This is a genomic window from Sphaerisporangium sp. NPDC004334 (assembly GCF_053602655.1).
The window spans coordinates 194,912-211,705 of the sequence record NZ_JBSGDZ010000013.1; the positions used below are offsets into that span (position 1 = coordinate 194,912).

A 16,794-nucleotide genomic window follows, 5' to 3' on the forward strand; every position below is an offset into this window, starting at 1 on the left:
GTCATCCGGTGTTGTGCCGCGATTAATCGGGCATCCCTAACGTGACGGCCATGAGAAAAACCATGATCGGGTTGGGCGCCGTCGCGGTGGCGCTGAGCCTTTCCGCCCCCGCCCTCGCCGACGGGCACGACGGCCACGGCGGCCACCCATCCCACGACGGCGGGTACGGCCGGGCGACGCTCACCGGATGGGCCTCCCTTCCCGCGCAGACCTACGTGCCGGGCAGCGAGCCGTCGGGCGCCCAGCTCGGCACGGATCCGATCAACGGCGTCACCCCGCCGTTCCCGGGCCAGCCCGTGCAGGGCTTCAGCGGCGTCGTCCGCCGCCGCGACGGCAGCTATGACGTGCTGTCCGACAACGGCTACGGCAACAAGGCCAACAGCGGCGACTTCCTGCTGCGCATCCAGCGCGTCAAGCCCGACCTGCGCTCCGGCGTGGTCACGGCCGTGGGCGGGGTGGACCTGAGCGACCCGTTCAAGCGCGTGCCCTTCCCGCTGACCCGCGCCGACCGCAGGCTCACCGGCGCCGACTTCGACGTCGAGTCGATCGTCCGCCGGCCCGACGGCACCTACTGGATCGGCGACGAGTTCGGGCCGTGGCTGCTGCACTTCTCGGCCACGGGCGCGCTGCTGGACAAGCCGGTCGCGCTGCCCGGCGTCCAGGCGCCCGAGAACCCCTACCTCAACGGCGGCACGCCGAACCTGGGCGGCAGCAAGGGCTTCGAGGGCATGGCGAGCGGGCTCGACGGCCGCCACCTGTACCCGATGCTGGAGGGCACCGTCGCCGGCGACCCCGCGGGCAGCCTGCGCATCAACGAGTTCGACCTGCGCGACCGCGCCTACACCGGTCGCCGCTGGACCTACAAGCTCGAGGCGCCGGGCAACTCCATCGGCGACATGGTCTCGGTGGACCGCGACCGGTTCCTGATCATCGAGCGCGACAACGAGCAGGGCGACGCCGCCAAGCTCAAGCGCGTCTACCTGGCCGACACGCGCGACCGCGACAAGGACGGCGCCGTGGACAAGACGCAGGTGGCCGATCTGCTGGACCTGGCCAACCCCAAGGGCCTGGGCGGCTTCGGCGCGACGTTCAGGTTCCCGTTCCAGACGATCGAGGACGTCGTGATCCTCGACGACTCGACCATCGCCCTGCTGAACGACAACAACTTCCCGTTCTCCGCGGGCCGCACCCCCGGCAAGCCGGACAACGACGAGTTCATCACCGTGCGGCTGTCGCGTCCCTTGGACGCCGACCCGCGCGCCTACCGCCGCTACTGATCCGGCGCCGGCCGGCACCACCCGGCCGGCATCGCCGAACTCCGCCACCCCGACGCGGGCAGGTGGCACGCCGCGCCCCGGCGACCGTCCGGTCGCCGGGGCGCGGCGGCTTCGTCAGGCCACCGGCACGGTCGAAGGCGGCGGCCTCATCTCGGGGTCAGGCGGCCGGCGCCGATGACGGCCCGGCTTCCGCGCAGGAACGAGGCGGCGACGGTCGCCGGCCGGTCGAGGTATCCGGCGACCATGGCGCCGTCGCGGATCAGCATCAGGTCGTCGGCGACCTCGCCGGAATTGCTGATGCCGAGCGGGGCGATGAGCTGCTCGAAGGTCGTCTTGTTCCACTGGCGATGCGCGTCGACGGCCTTGCGGACTCGGCTGCCGGGGTCGGGGTACTCGGCCGCGGCGTTGATGAAGGGACAGCCGCGGAAGCCGGGTGCGCAGGCGATGGCCCCGACCGCCTCGGAGATCACCCGCAGGGTGGCGTCGACGTCGCCGTCGCCCTGCTTGATCGCCGCGCCGATGCCGTCCCGCTCGAGCGCGGCGCGGCGTTCGAGGTAGGCGAGGACGAGCTCGTCCTTGCTCTTGAAGTGGCGGTAGAACGTCACCTTCGTCGTACCGGCGAGGTCGATGACCTTGTCGACGCTCACCGCACGCAGCCCCTGCGCGTAGAACAGCTCGGTCGCCGCCTCAAGGACGCGCTCACGCATGGGGCTGCTCATGCTCGAGATCATACGCGTCCCTCCTGTTCACCCCTTGCGCCCGACTTCCTCGCGGGGCTACTGTCAGGCTCGGTAGAGTTACTAGTCATTCTACCTACATCCCCGCCGAGAAGAGGCAGACAATGACCACCGTCGCTGATCTGAACGCCGGTCGCACCGCCGTGGCGTTGCGGAACCTGTACCTGGTGCGCTTCGCGTTCGCCGTCATCTGGGCGGTCCTGCTGTTCCTGACCGGGGCCACTCCCGGCCCGGTGCGCGTGGCACTGCTCGTGATCTACCCGCTGTTCGACGTCGCCGCGGCCGTCGTCGACCTGCGCTCCTCGCGGACCGCGCGCCCCGCCGCGGCCCTGTACGTCAACCTGGCCCTCAGCCTGCTCGCCGCCGTCGGCCTGGCCGCCACGGCCGCCTCGGGCGTGCCCGCGGCGCTGCGCGTCTGGGGCGCCTGGGCGATCACCGCCGGAATCGTGCAGCTCATCGTGGCCGTCAGCCGCCGCCGGCTCGGCGGCCAATGGGCGATGATCTTCAGCGGAGGGCTCTCCGCGGTCGCCGGGACGGCGTTCGTCCTCCAGGCCGGCACGCCGGCCGCATCGCTGACCAACCTCGCCGGGTACGCGACCGTCGGCGGCGTCTTCTTCCTCATCTCCGCCCTGCGTCTGCGGCGCACCGCGAAGAGCACCCGCGTCCCGGCCACCGCCGAGACCGCCGGTCGCTGACCGCGGTGTACCCCGAACGGCGTGGCTGGGACGCTCAGGCGGTCTTCCCCGAACGGCGCGGGGGACGCTCAGGCCGGAGCGGTCTTGCCCGTACGGCGCGGCCGAGGCGCTCAGGCGGGCGGAGTGGCGGTGACGCGGGTCCACTCGACGCGGGCCGCCGCGGCGTTGCCGCCCGCCGTGCCGGTCACCCAGTGCGCCACCTGCGGGCTATCCCGGCTGTCCTGCACGACCCAGGTCGCCCCGGTGTCGGCGCCGTCGCGCCACAGCCGCGCCACCCCCGCGCTGTCCACCGTCACCCGCCACGTGGAGGGGGCCGCCGCGGTGGCCGAGGAGTAGACCTTCTCCCACACCGCCGACCCCTTGCGCATCGTCCACACCCCGCTCTTCTGGACGGCCAGCATCAGCCGGCGCTGCCCGTTGGCGACCTTGGCGCCCAGGCTGACGCCGTCGCCGGTGGCCGGGTTCAGGGCGCTGTCGTCCTCCACCCGCCCGCGGAACTCCAGGGTGAAGTCGCAGCCGCGCGTGACGTCCAGGCCGAGCGAGGCGCTGGAGGCCCGGCGGGAGGCGCTGCGGAGCAGCAGGTCGCCTCCGGACAGCAGGGCAGTGCCGCCCGCCCCGTCGAGCGTCCAGTCGCCGAAGGCGTCCCAGGTGCTGCCGGCGACGTCGTCGACCACCTCCAGCAGGTCCACCACGGCCTCGGCGGGGGCGGCGACCGTTCCCGAGCACCACAGCGCCACCTGCGGCGCCTCGCCGGAGGCGGCGACGACCCACGAGGCCCCGGTCTCGGCGCCGTCGAGCATGAGCGTCGCGGCGCCGTGCGCGCCGACGGCCACCCGCCACACATGGGCGGTCGCCGTGTCGCCGGGCGCGGGGTGCACCCGGGTCCACCCGCCCCTGCCCTGGACGAAGGAGTACACGCCGTCCGGCTGGAGCGCCAGCATGAGCCGCATGGCGCCGGTGGCGACCTTCAGCGCCAGGCCGGCGCCCGCCCCGGTGCCCGGATCCAGCCGGGAGTGGGCGGCCACCCTGGCCCCGAGGGTGACGACGAACCCGCCGGACGGGCCGTTGCGCTGGGTGACCCCGGAGAAGCCGGGCGGGCTCCCCGGGGTGGCGTCGGTGAGGCGCAGCCGGCCCGAGGCGTCGACCTCCACCGTGCCGTCGCCGGCCGTCACCGTCCACGCCGACAGATCGCCCCACCCGCCGCCGATCCCGGTGAACGACCGGGAGAGGTCCAGTTCGGCGACCTTGATGGCGGTCTGGTTGTGCTCCCAGACCACGAAGAACCGGCCGGGCGCGTATTCGTCGGCGCTCGCGTACACGTCCCAGCCGCGGGCCGCGCCCTCGGTCAGCCGCGCGCCGTCGGCGAACAGCCGGCCCGGACCCCACGGGGCGCCCGGCCGCTTGACCTTGTAGCACAGGACCTCGCGGTACTGGTCGGGCTTGCTCGCGCCCGAGCCGGTGAACGGCCCGGCGAGGGTGTTGTAGATCGTCAGATACCGCCCGCCGGAGTCCTTGGTGAACAGGCCCTTGACGTAGTAGTTCGGCAGCGCCGGGTCCAGTCGCATGGCCGACCAGGTCAGGCCGCCGTCGGTGCTGGCCGCCGTCGCGGCGTGGGCGGCGTGGGTGCGGTAGTAGGCGTCGCGGGCGGCGGCGGAGGCGCCCCCGGTGAGGTCGAGGGTGCGGGCCACCAGCACCAGCGTGCCGGGGTCGTCCTGCGAGACGGCGAGCTGCGGTTCCTCGATCGACACGCCGGGCGGGTTGGCGGCCAGGGCTCCGGGCGTCCAGGTGGACAGGTCCGACGAGCGGAGCACCCCCGCCTTGGTGGTGCCGCCGGAGGCCTGCCAGTAGGGGAGCAGCCAGACCCCTTCGTGCTTCAGCGGCTTGCCGGCGACGACCACGCCCCTGCTGTTGGCCGGGACGTTCACGGTGACCGGGAAGTCGGTCCAGGTGCGCCCGGCGTCGGTGCTGCGCCTGGCCACCATCGCCACCGGGAAGCCGTCCACCTCGCCCGCGCCGTCGCGGTCGGCGGAGACGGTGATCCGGCCGAGGAAGGCGTACAGCGTGCCGCCGTCGTTCAGGAAGATCACGTAGTGGTAGCGGTGCGTCGCGGTCGCCGGGGCCAGCGTGCGGGTCGTCCAGGTGGCGCCTCCGTCGGCGGAGGTGGCGCACATGATCGACCCCTGGTCGGTCGGCGCGGGGTCGCGGTCGTCGCGCGCCCCGGCACGCCAGCCCACCACCAGCCGGCGCGCGTCGAGCGCGGCGATGTCCGGCACGCGGTTGCCCTCGTGCGCCAGCTCTCCCCGCGCGTCCAGCTCGACCGTGCGGTAGACGGTCACGGGGGTGCCGACGGCGGCTCCGACGACGTCGGCCTGCGGCCAGGTGCGGACGCGGTCCGGGGTGGGGCTCATGGTCGAAGCGAACACGAGCGGGGCCCGCGCGCGCAGCCGATCCTCCGTCCCTTCACCCGGTGTTCATCCCGGGCGCCGCGGCGGCCCGGCGCCCGGTGATCCGCGTACGCCTGGCCGCCCGGACAGGGGAGCCTGTACGGCGAATGGGCGGCGCCGCGCCGCCGGCCTTCCGGCCGGTGCGCGCCGCCGCCCAGGGCAGTCGCCGTTACCCTCGATCGCCGCCGAGGTGTCCGGTTACGTGCTGGTGCAGGTCAGCGTCGGGCTGCCCGGTGTACCTTGCGCCACGTATCCGAAGGTCGTGGAGGCGCTGGCTCCGAGGCTGCCGTTGTAGTTGGCGTTCTTCACCGTGATGTTCGACCCGCTCACGGTGTAGGTGCCGCTCCACAGGCTGTTGATGGTCGTGCCGCTCTGCAGCGCCCAGTTGACCGTCCAGCCGTTGATCGCGCTGGAGCCGGAGTTGCGCACGGTCACCTCGGCCTGGTAGCCGCCGTTCCAGGTGCTGGTGGTGTGGAAGCTCGCGGCGCAGCCGCCGGGCCCGCTGGTCGGCGTCGGCGTCGGCGTCGGGGTCGGGGTGGGCTTCGGCGTGGGGGTCGGCGTCGGCGTCTGGTTGCCGGTCGGGGTGGGAGTCGGGGTCGGGGTCGGGTCGCCGCCGCCGCCCTCGCCGACGCCGGTCACCTGGCCGTTGCCGCCGTCGAAGACGACGTCGGAGCAGTTGTAGAAGGTCTCCTGGCTGTCGGACCGCTGCCACACCGAGTAGATGATGTGCCGGCCGCTCTTGCCGGACGGGAGCGTCGCGTTCCAGTAATAGTAGGAGTCGGCGTTACCCGGGCTGCCGACGCTCGGCGGGTCCTGGGCGGTGTAGAACGGGGTGCTCTCCAGGTCGCTCCAGGCGAGCGCGCGGGTGGGGCTCCAGCTGTCCTTGGTGATGTAGGTGCGGAACGACCCGGGGTGCGCGGCCCACTTGTTGTACCGGAACTGGATGTTCGCCCCGGAGGTCAGGTGGGTCACCGGCCAGTCGTTGCGGGCCAGGTCGAAGCCGCTGAAGTTGTACACGACGGCGCCGCCGCTGCACAGCTTGCCGTCCGGGATGAAGCCGGAGGTGCGGCCCCCGCCGTCCGAGCGCAGCACGGCGAACCAGTTGTAGATCGAGTTGGTGCCGCTCTGGGCTATCGCGGCGGCGCAGGCGGGGTTGTGCGGGGTGACGGCGCCGGTGGTGCCGACGCTGTCCTTCCAGCAGAGGTAGGTGCGGCTGCCGGGGATCATCATCGCGCCGTGGGCCGATGCCGACCCGGGTAGCAATGCGACCAACATGAGGGTCGCGATCGCGGCGGCGGCGCCGGCGATCGAGATCTTACGTCGCTTTCTCATGAAACACCTTTCGAGGGGTTACGACGTAGGTCCTCGGCGCAGCCGGGACGTCCATCGCGGCAGCGCGTCCGGCACGCTCGAGCAGGCACGGACGCTATGCACGTCAAGGAGTCACCAAGGACCTGGTGAAGTAACCGGTCGTCGCCGTGGGGCGAACAGCCGTCGACTGCCGACCAGCATGCGAAAGCGCTTACGCGTCAAGAACTGTAGGTCGCGGAGCGCCGCGCTGGGAAACGCCCGAAAGTATCGGCCGGACCCCTACCTGGTGATCACCTGTCCTGTCGCAGGTGGCGGCCATGACCGCGTGGGCGGGCGGCGGGCGGCCCGATGAAACACGATGAAACTTTCGCCTACTTCCGTGCGCCGGCCGCGGACCGGCGCGGCCGTCGCGGGGTCAGGTCGCGGCCCGGCGTCGGCGAGGATGAGGGGATGGACGTACGCCCCATCTCACCCTCGGCTCTGGTGGAGGAGCTCGCCGACCGCATCGCCGGCGCCCCCAGGTCCTCCTGGGTGCGCGTGGCCCTGGACGGCGCCCCGGCGGCGCGGCCGGGCGAGCTGGCCGACGCGCTGGCCGGCCCGCTGCGCCTGCGCGGACGCGAGGTCCTGCGGGTTCCGGCCGACGGCTTCCTGCGCCCGGCCTCGCTCCGCTACGAGTACGGCCGCACCGACCCCGACGCCTTCTACGACGGCTGGCTGGACTACGGGGCGCTGTCGCGCGAGGTGCTCGCCCCGCTGGACCCGGGAGGGCCGGGGAAGGTGTTGCCCAGCCTGTGGGACGCCGCCACCGACCGCGCCACGCGCGCCCCGTACGTGACCCTGCCGCCGGGCGCGGTGGTGCTCATGGACGGCGGCCTGCTGCTCGGCCGCTGGCTGCCGTTCGAGTTCACCGTGCACCTGTGGCTGTCACCCGGCGCGCTCGCCCGCCGCACCGCCGAGGAGTGGCGGTGGACCCTGCCCGCCTACGCCCGGTACGAGGAGGAGGTAGCACCGCGCGAGACCGCCGATGTCGTGGTCCGCGTGGACGACCCCCGCCACCCGGCGATCATCGCCGCCCTCGGCGCCTGATCTCCGGCCATCGGGTCGGCGGGACCGCACGAGAGGCGACCTCGCTCCTGTGGCCGCGGACGCCATGGGGTGTGCGTCGGAGGAGCGTGTCCGCGCGCCATGGAGCGCGTCAGCGGTAGGGGGGCGGGGCACACCCACCTTACGAGGGCATATGTGCCGGCCAGCGGCCGTTGACCTGGGAGAAATGCCGTTCCCTGCTGGGGGCAGGCGGGCGGTGTACCCGGTTCTGCTTCCGGTGAGACGTGGGGGCGTCGAGATGTGTGGAATCTGCGGATGGGTGGACTTCGAGGCTGACCTTCGGGAGTCACGCGACACGCTCAGGGACATGACCGAGACGATGGCCTGCCGCGGGCCCGACGACGAGGGGATGTGGATCTCCGAGCACGGGGCCGTGGGGCACCGGCGGCTGGCGATCATCGACCTCGCGGGGGGCCGCCAGCCCATGGTCGCGGACGAGGACGGCGAGGTGCTCGCCGCGCTCACCTACAGCGGGGAGGTCTACAACTTCCAGGAGCTGCGCGCCGAGCTCGCCGCCCGGGGCCACCGGTTCCGCACGCGCAGCGACACCGAGGTGGTGCTGCGCGCCTACCTCGAATGGGGCGAGGACCTCGCCGAACGCCTGAACGGCATGTACGCCTTCGGCATCTGGGACGCCCGCCGCGAAGAGCTCGTCCTCGTGCGCGACCGCCTCGGCATCAAGCCGCTCTACTACTACCCGACGCCGACGGGCGTGCTGTTCGGCTCCGAACCCAAGGCGATCCTCGCCAACCCCGTGCTGTCGGACCGCGCGGTGGACGCCGACGGCCTTCGTGAGCTGCTGGTGTTCGTCAAGACCCCCGAGTGCGGCATCTTCCGGGGCATGCACGAGGTGCGCCCCGGCGGCATCGTCAGGGTCGGCAGGGAGGGGATCACCAAGCGCCGGTACTGGCAGCTCGAGTCCCACGAGCACCCCGACGACCTGCCCACCACCATCCGCACCGTCCGCGACCTGCTGGACGACATCATCCAGCGCCAGCTGATCTCGGACGTGCCGCTGTGCACCCTGCTGTCCGGCGGCCTGGACTCCAGCGCGGTCACCGCCCTGGCCGGGGAGGCCCTGCGACGGCACGGTGAGGGCAAGCTGCGGTCGTTCGCCGTCGACTTCACCGGCTACACCGAGCACTTCAGTCCCGACGCGATGCGCGACACCCCCGACGCCCCCTTCGTCCACGACCTCGTCCGGCACCTGGAGCACCTGGGCGTCGAGCACAACGACATCGTGCTGGACTCGGCCGACCTGATGGACCCCGCGGTCCGCGCCTCGGTGCTGCGGGCGCGCGACCTGCCGACCGGGGTCGGCGACATGGACACCTCGCTGTACCTGCTGTTCCGTGCCGTGCGGGCGCACTCGACGGTCGCGCTGTCGGGGGAGTCGGCCGACGAGGTCTTCGGCGGGTACCGGTGGTTCCACGACCCCGCCGCCGTCAACGCCGGCACCTTCCCCTGGCTGGCCGCCGGCACCCGCCTGGTCGCCCTGGACCAGGTGCTGGCCCCCAACCTGCTGCGCCTGCTGGACGTCCCCGGCTACCGCGACGAGCGCTACCGGCAGGCCCTGGACGAGGTGCCGCGCCTGCCGGGCGAGACCGGCATGGAGGCCCGCATGCGCGAGGTGAGCTATCTGCACCTCACCCGGTTCGTTCAGATGCTCCTCGACCGCAAGGACCGCATGAGCATGGCCGTGGGACTGGAGGTGCGGGTGCCGTTCTGCGACCACCGGCTGGTGGAGTACGTGTTCAACGCGCCCTGGTCGATGAAGACCTTCGACGGGCGGGAGAAGAGCCTGCTGCGCGCCGCCGCCGCCGACGTGCTCCCCGAGTCGGTGCTGGCCCGCAGGAAGAGCCCCTACCCCTCCACGCAGGACCCCGCCTACGAGAAGGCGCTCAGGGACGAGACCGCCCGGCTGCTCGACAGCGCCGAGTTCCCGGCCGCGTCCATGATCGACGTCCCCAAGGTGCGGGAGATGATCGACCAGCCGCAGGAGACGGTCAGCCGCCACGACGTGCGCGCCGCGCTGGAGGGCCTGCTCCAGTTCAACGCCTGGCTGGACCGCTACCGGGTGCGGGTCGTCCTGTAGGTCGTCAGCTCTTCGCGGAGGCGCAGGGCGGGCACACGCCGAAGATCTCGACGGTGTGGTCGACGTCGACGAACCCGGCCTCGGCCGCGACGCGCTCGGCCCACCGCTCGACGTCCCTGCCCTCCACCTCGACGCTGCGCCCGCACGCACGGCAGGTGACGTGGTGGTGGTGCCCGCCGGTGGCGCAGCGGCGGTACAGCGTCTCGCCGCTCTCGTCGCGAATCGCGTCGACCGCCTCGTCCTGGCTGAGCACCTGCAGGTGGCGGTAGACCGTGGTCAGGCCGACGCGTTCTCCGCGGCGGCGCAGCTCGGCGTGGATCTCCTGGGCGCTGTGGAAGCCCGACAGCGTGCCGAGCACGACCATCAGCGCCTCAGCCTGCCGGGTGCCCCGGACGCGCGTGCCCCGGGACGGGGGCCGGTCGAGATGCGAGGACGGCTCGGCCGATCGCGACGTCATGCTGGACCCTCCCCGTCTCGGCGTCCCCCGCGCACGGCCGCCTTCCCGTCACCACGAAGACTAGCAACCGGCACGCCCGCCGCCCGCCTCATGCGCCATCCGCGTCCGCCGCCCGCTCATGCGGCGCCTGGCTCGTGCGCCATCCGCGTCCGCCGCCCGGCTCATGCGGCGCCCGCGTTGGGCGCGCATAATTGCCTGGCCCGCTGATTGCCCGCCCGTGCGGCCGGCAGGCCCCGACGCAGGGGGCCGTGGCCGGACGCCGGGCCCCGACGAAGGAGCCGACGAGCGTGTCCTGGCGTCACCTGCCCAAGCCCGCGCGTGCCGTCGCCGAGGCGGCCGAGGGGGCGGTGGAGGCCGCCCGCGCCCGCGACCTGCCGGCCTTCGAGCGCGCCGCCGCGGCGCTGGCCGCGCTGGACTCCGAGCACGTCGCCCTGGTGCTCGGCACCGTGACGCGGACGCTGCTGGAGGACCTGCACCCGGGCGGGCTCACCGCCGACGACGTGCGGGCGCTCGTCGGGCGCTGCGCGCGGGAGGCGGCGGGGTGGTTCCCCGCCGTGGACGCCGATGTCCTGGTGATGCTCGTGGCCGGCGCCCTGGGCGTCCACCAGTCGCAGGTCGAAGCGTTCCCGCTGGACGGGGAGGTCGTCGCGCGGCACGCCACGCTGCTGGTCACCGATCTGCTCGCGGTGTCCGGCCATCCGCTCGGCGCGTGCCTGGAGGCCGCGTTCTCCGACATCGCCCTGGTCCAGATCGCCGACACGCCATAGGCGGGAGGCTCAGTACGGCAGGGCCAATACGGGCGGTTCCGTACGGCAGGGTGTACGGATGGGCTCCATACGGCAGGGCCAATACGGGCGGTTCCGTACGGCAGGGTGTACGGATGGGCTCCATACGGTATGGCTCAGTACGGGCGGTTTTGTACGGCAGGGCTCGGTAGGGGCGGCCGAGGTTCGGGCGGGCTCAGTAGAGGTGCGCGGCCGAGCCGGCGAACGCGGGGCGGCGCAGGTGCTCGTGGGTGACCCGCACCCCGGTGGCGCGTTCGGCCAGGGCCATCACGGTGAGGATGGGGTCGTAGTCGTCATCGTCGAGCGCGGCGTCGGCCTCCTCATCCTTGGTGGGCATGCCCAGGTCGAGCATCTGGGGGAGCAGGCGGTCGGGGTCGTCGCCCCAGCGCGCGTCCGAGCCGTCGGGCTCGAAGCCGGTGACCAGACGGCCGTCGGCGGCGAAGACGAACTGCTGGTCGGCGTTGACGTTGAGGAACACCGCGGCCATGACGGTGCCGGGGGACAGCCGGCGGATCACCTCGGCCAGCGTCCCGGCGAAGCCGTTGTACTCCAGCAGGGCGGTGCCGCCGATGGCGGGGCAGGCGGCGATCGGGAAGTCGTGCACCTGCTCCAGTTCACTGCCAGGGAGGGGGGTGACGCCGATGCGGCGTAACGCCTCCTCGGGGTCGACGTCCTTCACCAGGGTCAGGCAGAAGGGCCACCCCTCGTACTCCTCGTCGAACCAGGCATAGTCGGCCGCCGTCGCACCGTTCATCGGGGGGGTCCTCTCACCAGTGCCGCTCCAGGAACATGATCTTGCCAGCGGGTACCGACAGAATCGGGGTTCTCCACAGACTTGGACGGACTGGAACCGGGTTTTCCACAGACCCGGTGTGACTGGCACGGGGTGCCGCGTGCGTCCGGGACAATGGAGGCGTCAGGCTTTCACGGAAGGAAGTACCGATCGTGGCTATGAGCGCTGAGGCCGACTGGGTCTCACGGTTCGCGGACGAGGTCATCGCCGAGGCTGAGCGTCGCGCGCCCGGCAAAGCGATCGTCTGCGCGTCGGGCCTCAGCCCTTCGGGCCCCATCCACCTGGGCAACCTGCGCGAGGTCATGACGCCCCACCTGGTCGCCGACGAGATCCGCCGCCGCGGCCACGAGGCCGTCCACATCATCTCCTGGGACGACTACGACCGCTTCCGCAAGGTGCCCGCGGGCATCGACTCCTCCTGGTCGGAGCACATCGGCAAGCCGCTGACCTCGGTGCCCGCGCCGCCCGGCAGCGCTCACTCCAACTGGGCCGAGCACTTCAAGGCGCAGATGATCGCCGCACTCGCCGAGCTCGGCGTGGAGTACCGCGGCATCAGCCAGACCGCGCAGTACACCTCGGGCGTCTACCGCGAGCAGATCCTGCTGGCGATGCGCGAGCGCGCCCGCATCGACGCGATCCTCGACCGCCACCGCACCAAGGGCAAGACCGCGAAGGGCCCCAAGCAGCAGGGCTCCCTGGACGAGGCCGACGCCGCGGCGGCGGAGGCCGCGGCCGAGGGCTCGGGCGCCGCCTCCGAGGACGACGGCTCGGCCGCGGGCGGCTACTTCCCCTACAAGCCCTACTGCTCGGTCTGTGAACGCGACACCACCACGGTCACCGCCTACGACGACGCCACCACCGAGCTGACCTACACCTGCGCGTGCGGCCACACCGAGACGGTGCTGCTGTCGGAGCACAACCGGGGCAAGCTGGTCTGGAAGGTCGACTGGCCGATGCGCTGGGCCTTCGAAGGGGTGATCTTCGAGCCGTCGGGCGTCGACCACCAGTCACCCGGCTCGTCCTGGACGGTGGGCGCCCCCATCGTCAAGGAGGTCTTCGGCGCCGAGCGCCCGATCGGGCCGATGTACGCCTTCGTCGGCATCAGCGGCATGGCCAAGATGAGCAGCTCCAAGGGCGCCGTGCCCACCCCGTCGGACGCCCTGGAGATCATGGAGGCGCCGCTGCTGCGCTGGCTGTACGCGCGGCGCAAGCCGAACCAGTCGTTCAAGGTCGCCTTCGACCAGGAGATCCAGCGGCTCTACGACGAGTGGGACGCCCTCGAGCGCAAGATCGATGACGGCACGGCGCTGCCCGCCGACGTCGCCGCCTACACCCGGGCGGTCGGCACCGCCTCCGGCGCGCTGCCCGAGACCCCGCGCCCGCTGCCCTACCGCACGCTGGCCTCGATCGTCGACATCACCACCGGGCACGACGAGCAGACGCTGCGCATCCTGCGCGATCTCGACCCCGGCCACCCGATCACCTCGCTGGAGGAGGCCCGGCCGCGGCTCGACCGCGCGGCACGGTGGGTCGCCACGCAGGTCCCGGCCGAGCAGCGCACCCGCGTCCGAGACGAGCCGGACACCGCCCTGCTGGCCTCGCTGAGCGAGCGCGACCGCGAGTCGCTGCGGCTGATGCTCGACGGCCTTTCCGAGCAGTGGTCGCTCGACGGGCTCACCACGCTGGTGTACGGCGTGCCGAAGGTTCAGGCCGGGCTGGCGCCGGACGCCAAGCCGACCCCCGAGCTGAAGGTCGCCCAGCGCGAGTTCTTCGCCCTGCTCTACACCCTGCTGGTCGGCCGGGACACCGGCCCGCGCCTGCCCACGCTGCTGCTGGCCGTGGGCGCCGAGCGCGTCCGCAAGCTGCTGGGAGGCTGACCGCCGGCCCACTCGCCCCGCCCCCGCCGCCACGGTCGGCGTCCGGCCGCCTGACCTCGTCACCACCGGTCGCCGCCGATCGTCCCGCTCGCCCGTCCTGGTCGCCGGCCGTTGGAGTCCCGGTCGCCTGACCTTGTCACCACCGGTCGGCGTCCTGATCGCTGAGGGCGCCTGTCCTGGTCGTCGACGGCCGCCGTTCCGCCTGGGGACGGCGGGCCTGAGATCGCCTACCATCCTGATCAGGACGAGTGAGCGGCAAGGAGCGGTGTGAGCGATATCAAGGCGCCAACGGGGGTCGATCCGTCGATCCCCAGCGTCGCGCGGATCTACGACTACTACCTGGGCGGCAAGGACAACTTCGCCTCCGACCGCGCGGCCGCCGAGAAGATCATCGAGCTTCTGCCCAACGTGCGCGACGTCGCCAGGGAGAACCGCGAGTTCCTGGTCCGCACGGTGACGCATCTCACCCGCCAGGGCGTGCGCCAGTTCCTCGACATCGGCGCGGGCCTGCCGACGCAGCGCAACGTGCACCAGGTCGCGCAGGAGCTCGCGCCCGAGTCGCGGGTGGTGTACGTCGACAACGACCCCATCGTGATGGCCCACGCCCGGGCGCTGCTCGCCGAGAACGACCGCGTGATCGCCGTCGGCGCCGACATGCGCGACACCAAGGCGCTCCTCGACCGCCTGGAGATCGTCGAGCATCTCGACTTCTCCCGGCCGGTGGCGATCCTGATGCTCGGCGTCCTGCACTTCATCCCGGACGACGACGAGGCCATGAAGATCGTCACGGTGCTGCGGTCGGCGCTCGTGCCGGGCGGTCATCTGGTCATCTCGCACGGTTCGGTGGGCGAGGTCGACGAGGACAAGGCCCGCGAGGGGCAGCGGGTGTTCAGCCGCACCGCCGCGCCCGGCGTCACCTCCCGCTCGCTTGAGCAGGTGCGGGCCTTCTTCGACGGCCTGGAGCTGGCCGAGCCCGGGGTGGTGCCGCTGCGCGAGTGGCGGCCGGACCAGGAGCCGGTGCTCGCGCTTCCGGGGGAGGCAGGCGCGGTCGGCGGCGTGGGCCGCGTGCGCTGACCCCCTGTAGGAAGCGACCTCGGCAGGAAGCGGCACAGGCAGGAAGCGGCACAGGCGGGAAGCGGCACAGGCGGGAAGCGGCACAGGCGGGAAGCGGCACAGGCACAGGGACGCCATGGAGCACGCGGCGACGTAGAGAGTGTCACAGGGGACGTACAGAGGGACACAGGGACGTAGAGAGGGCCCCGGCGCGACGCCGGGGCCCTCTCGCATGCCATGGGGTCCCTTTGCGGAAGTATCCGCAGGTAGAAGGGCGGTTAAAAAGAAACTTCATGCTAACCTGCATGGAGGAAAAAAATCGACCACCCTGCCCTCGAGCCCGTATGGTCCTGGCAATCGGGCCCCTGGAGACCACTACATGAAGCGACTCGCAGCGATCGCCGCCGTCGCGGCCCTCGCCGCCGTCACCGCCTGCGGCACTACGGAGACGGCCGGCACGGCCGGGGCGGGCGGTGTCTACACCACGATCGACGGTGCCAAGCAGATCGACGCCACCGCGCCGATCAATCCCTTCAACCCGCAGGGGAGCACGTTCGTCGGGTACGACGCCATGTCGCTGGCCTGGCCGAAGAACAGCCTGACCGATCCCAACCAGTTCTATCCGGGCATCGCCCGCAGCTGGACCGCCACGCCCGACCAGGGCGAGGTGGTGGTCCACCTGCAGCCGCAGGCCCGCTGGTCGGACGGCAAGCCCGTCACCAGCGAGGACATCCGCACCTCGATCGGCCTGGCCTACACCCAGGGCGGCAGCGCCTACACCGTCAACGCCGGCGCGGCGGGCGCGGCGGCCGACATCACGATCGTCGACGCCAAGACCGTCAAGGTCACCCAGGGGGCCAACCGCAGCAACGTGTTCCTGCGCAACGTCCTTTCCACGGTGGTCGTCCCCGCGCACGTCTACGGCAAGCTGCTCCCCGCCGGCTTCTGGACGACCCTCCAGGCGGCCAGGGGTACCGGGCCGGCCGCCGACAAGGCCAAGGCCGCGATCACCGGGCTGTCGCAGAAGGTCATCACCTTCGCCCCGCCCGAGGACGTCTCCGCCGGGCCGTTCGTCCTGGAAAGGGTCAACCCCGGCGCGGCGCTGCTGAAGAAGAACCCGTACTTCTACGACGCGGCCCGCATCGCGCCCGACAAGGTCAAGGTGCTCAACTACACCGGCAACGAGCAGATCTGGAACTACCTGGTCACCGGCACGCTGGACAGCGCGCCGTTCACCGCCGTGCCCGCCGCGGTCATGCGCAAGATCAAGCAGACCCCGGGCAACGCGATCCGCAAGGGTTACTCCCCGGTGGCGGCGTCGATGGCGTTCAACCAGGCGCGCAAGCCCTACGACAACGTGCACGTGCGCCGCGCGCTCGCCTACCTCGTCGACCGCGCCCAGGTCACCAAGATCGCCTCGCCGGAGGCGGGGACGCCGTCGCTCACCACCACCGGCATCCACGGCGACTCGGCCAAGGCGTGGCTCGGCGACCGGCTCGCCGCGCTGGACCCCTACAAGGTGGACCCGGCCAAGGCCGACGCCGAGCTCAAGGCCGCCGGCATGGTCAAAAAGGGCGGGGTGTGGGCGATGCCGGACGGCAGCCCGTGGAAGGTGGAGGTCCACGTGCCCGCGTCGTTCTCCGACTGGGTCGCCGCCGCGAAGTCGATCACCAGTCAGCTCAACGACCACGGCATCGAGGCGAGCGTCACCACTTCGGCGGACTACATCCTCTACCTCGACGAGCTGGCCTCGGGCAAGTTCGACATCGGCTTCTGGCTGATGGCGCTCGGGCCCTCGCCGTACAACATCTACCAGCGCCTTTACGGCTCGGCCAACGGCTGGTCGCTGCTCGCCGGGCGGCTGACGCACTCTCCGCCGGGCAAGGACGGAAACTGGATGGGGGGCCCCGAGACGATCGGCGGGGTGAACCCCGGCGAGCTCACCAACCGCCTCAACCTGGCCGCCCCGGACGAACAGAAGCGCATCGTCGCCACGCTGGCCACGCTGACCAACCAGCAGCTGCCGGTGATCCAGATCTACGACTACGTCAACACCCAGTTCATCAACACCGACCGCTACACCGGCTGGCCGCCGGCCGGGAGCGAGGCGCTGCGCCTGCCCGCGGGAGTGTGGATGCAACTCGGGATGATCAAGAAGAAGTAGCC

13 protein-coding genes are annotated in these 16,794 nt (G+C 72.0%); 8 read left to right on the forward strand and 5 right to left on the reverse strand.

Annotation, left to right across the window (positions count from 1 at the left end):
• Window positions 1-50 precede the first annotated feature (50 nt).
• On the forward strand, window positions 51-1,277 hold the full coding sequence (locus ACWEN6_RS18840; protein ID WP_452571343.1) for an esterase-like activity of phytase family protein: 1,227 nt from the start codon (window positions 51-53) through the stop codon (window positions 1,275-1,277).
• Between the two features lie 146 nt (window positions 1,278-1,423).
• On the opposite strand, the gene ACWEN6_RS18845 is transcribed toward ACWEN6_RS18840, so the two are convergent.
• Entirely contained in the window at window positions 1,424-1,996 is a 573-nt protein-coding gene (locus ACWEN6_RS18845) for a TetR/AcrR family transcriptional regulator (protein WP_452571344.1), read from the reverse strand.
• Between the two features lie 122 nt (window positions 1,997-2,118).
• Here ACWEN6_RS18845 and ACWEN6_RS18850 point away from each other — a divergent pair, with 122 nt between their 5' ends.
• A complete protein-coding gene (locus tag ACWEN6_RS18850) occupies window positions 2,119-2,709 on the forward strand; it encodes a hypothetical protein (protein WP_354919989.1) in 591 nt (196 codons plus the stop codon).
• Between the two features lie 110 nt (window positions 2,710-2,819).
• Here the strand turns inward: ACWEN6_RS18850 and ACWEN6_RS18855 are convergent, their stop codons facing one another.
• Window positions 2,820-5,117: a sialidase family protein gene (locus tag ACWEN6_RS18855; protein WP_452571345.1), complete on the reverse strand. Its 2,298-nt coding sequence runs from the start codon at window positions 5,115-5,117 to the stop codon at window positions 2,820-2,822.
• Window positions 5,118-5,351: 234 nt separating this feature from the next.
• On the reverse strand, window positions 5,352-6,485 hold the full coding sequence (locus ACWEN6_RS18860; RefSeq protein WP_452571346.1) for a lytic polysaccharide monooxygenase: 1,134 nt from the start codon (window positions 6,483-6,485) through the stop codon (window positions 5,352-5,354).
• 429 nt (window positions 6,486-6,914) lie between these two features.
• On the opposite strand from ACWEN6_RS18860, the gene ACWEN6_RS18865 reads away from it, so the two are divergent.
• A complete protein-coding gene (locus ACWEN6_RS18865; RefSeq protein WP_452571347.1) occupies window positions 6,915-7,550 on the forward strand; it encodes a uridine kinase in 636 nt (211 codons plus the stop codon).
• A gap of 256 nt (window positions 7,551-7,806) precedes the next feature.
• Window positions 7,807-9,663 (forward strand): asparagine synthase (glutamine-hydrolyzing), encoded by a 1,857-nt coding sequence (asnB, locus tag ACWEN6_RS18870; RefSeq protein ID WP_452571426.1) that lies wholly within the window; start codon window positions 7,807-7,809, stop codon window positions 9,661-9,663.
• A 4-nt stretch (window positions 9,664-9,667) separates the two neighbouring features.
• On the opposite strand, the gene ACWEN6_RS18875 is transcribed toward asnB, so the two are convergent.
• Window positions 9,668-10,120 (reverse strand): Fur family transcriptional regulator, encoded by a 453-nt coding sequence (locus ACWEN6_RS18875; protein WP_452571348.1) that lies wholly within the window; start codon window positions 10,118-10,120, stop codon window positions 9,668-9,670.
• 287 nt (window positions 10,121-10,407) lie between these two features.
• Here ACWEN6_RS18875 and ACWEN6_RS18880 point away from each other — a divergent pair, with 287 nt between their 5' ends.
• A complete protein-coding gene (locus ACWEN6_RS18880) occupies window positions 10,408-10,887 on the forward strand; it encodes a hypothetical protein (RefSeq protein WP_452571349.1) in 480 nt (159 codons plus the stop codon).
• Window positions 10,888-11,080: 193 nt separating this feature from the next.
• Here ACWEN6_RS18880 and ACWEN6_RS18885 read toward each other — a convergent pair whose 3' ends face one another.
• Complete coding sequence (locus ACWEN6_RS18885) at window positions 11,081-11,659, reverse strand: DUF6461 domain-containing protein (protein WP_452571350.1); 579 nt, start codon at window positions 11,657-11,659, stop codon at window positions 11,081-11,083.
• 197 nt (window positions 11,660-11,856) lie between these two features.
• On the opposite strand from ACWEN6_RS18885, the gene lysS reads away from it, so the two are divergent.
• The 3 genes from lysS to ACWEN6_RS18900 all read left to right on the forward strand — a co-directional run bounded on the left by lysS (window position 11,857) and on the right by ACWEN6_RS18900 (window position 16,792).
• Window positions 11,857-13,575 (forward strand): lysine--tRNA ligase, encoded by a 1,719-nt coding sequence (gene lysS, locus ACWEN6_RS18890; RefSeq protein WP_452571428.1) that lies wholly within the window; start codon window positions 11,857-11,859, stop codon window positions 13,573-13,575.
• 267 nt (window positions 13,576-13,842) lie between these two features.
• Window positions 13,843-14,649 (forward strand): SAM-dependent methyltransferase, encoded by an 807-nt coding sequence (locus ACWEN6_RS18895; RefSeq protein ID WP_452571351.1) that lies wholly within the window; start codon window positions 13,843-13,845, stop codon window positions 14,647-14,649.
• A 358-nt stretch (window positions 14,650-15,007) separates the two neighbouring features.
• Window positions 15,008-16,792, forward strand: a complete 1,785-nt coding sequence (locus ACWEN6_RS18900) for an ABC transporter substrate-binding protein (protein WP_354920009.1) — start codon at window positions 15,008-15,010, stop codon at window positions 16,790-16,792.
• Window positions 16,793-16,794: the final 2 nt, after the last annotated feature.

What these genes read in the sequence shown, in the direction of transcription:
- ACWEN6_RS18840 (WP_452571343.1), top strand. Translation starts at nt 51, where the DNA reads ATGAGAAAAACCATGATCGGGTTGGGCGCCGTCGCGGTGGCGCTGAGC.
- ACWEN6_RS18845 (WP_452571344.1), bottom strand. Translation starts at nt 1,996, where the DNA reads ATGAGCAGCCCCATGCGTGAGCGCGTCCTTGAGGCGGCGACCGAGCTG.
- ACWEN6_RS18850 (WP_354919989.1), top strand. Translation starts at nt 2,119, where the DNA reads ATGACCACCGTCGCTGATCTGAACGCCGGTCGCACCGCCGTGGCGTTG.
- ACWEN6_RS18855 (WP_452571345.1), bottom strand. Translation starts at nt 5,117, where the DNA reads ATGAGCCCCACCCCGGACCGCGTCCGCACCTGGCCGCAGGCCGACGTC.
- ACWEN6_RS18860 (WP_452571346.1), bottom strand. Translation starts at nt 6,485, where the DNA reads ATGAGAAAGCGACGTAAGATCTCGATCGCCGGCGCCGCCGCCGCGATC.
- ACWEN6_RS18865 (WP_452571347.1), top strand. Translation starts at nt 6,915, where the DNA reads ATGGACGTACGCCCCATCTCACCCTCGGCTCTGGTGGAGGAGCTCGCC.
- asnB (WP_452571426.1), top strand. Translation starts at nt 7,807, where the DNA reads ATGTGTGGAATCTGCGGATGGGTGGACTTCGAGGCTGACCTTCGGGAG.
- ACWEN6_RS18875 (WP_452571348.1), bottom strand. Translation starts at nt 10,120, where the DNA reads ATGACGTCGCGATCGGCCGAGCCGTCCTCGCATCTCGACCGGCCCCCG.
- ACWEN6_RS18885 (WP_452571350.1), bottom strand. Translation starts at nt 11,659, where the DNA reads ATGAACGGTGCGACGGCGGCCGACTATGCCTGGTTCGACGAGGAGTAC.
- lysS (WP_452571428.1), top strand. Translation starts at nt 11,857, where the DNA reads ATGAGCGCTGAGGCCGACTGGGTCTCACGGTTCGCGGACGAGGTCATC.
- ACWEN6_RS18900 (WP_354920009.1), top strand. Translation starts at nt 15,008, where the DNA reads ATGAAGCGACTCGCAGCGATCGCCGCCGTCGCGGCCCTCGCCGCCGTC.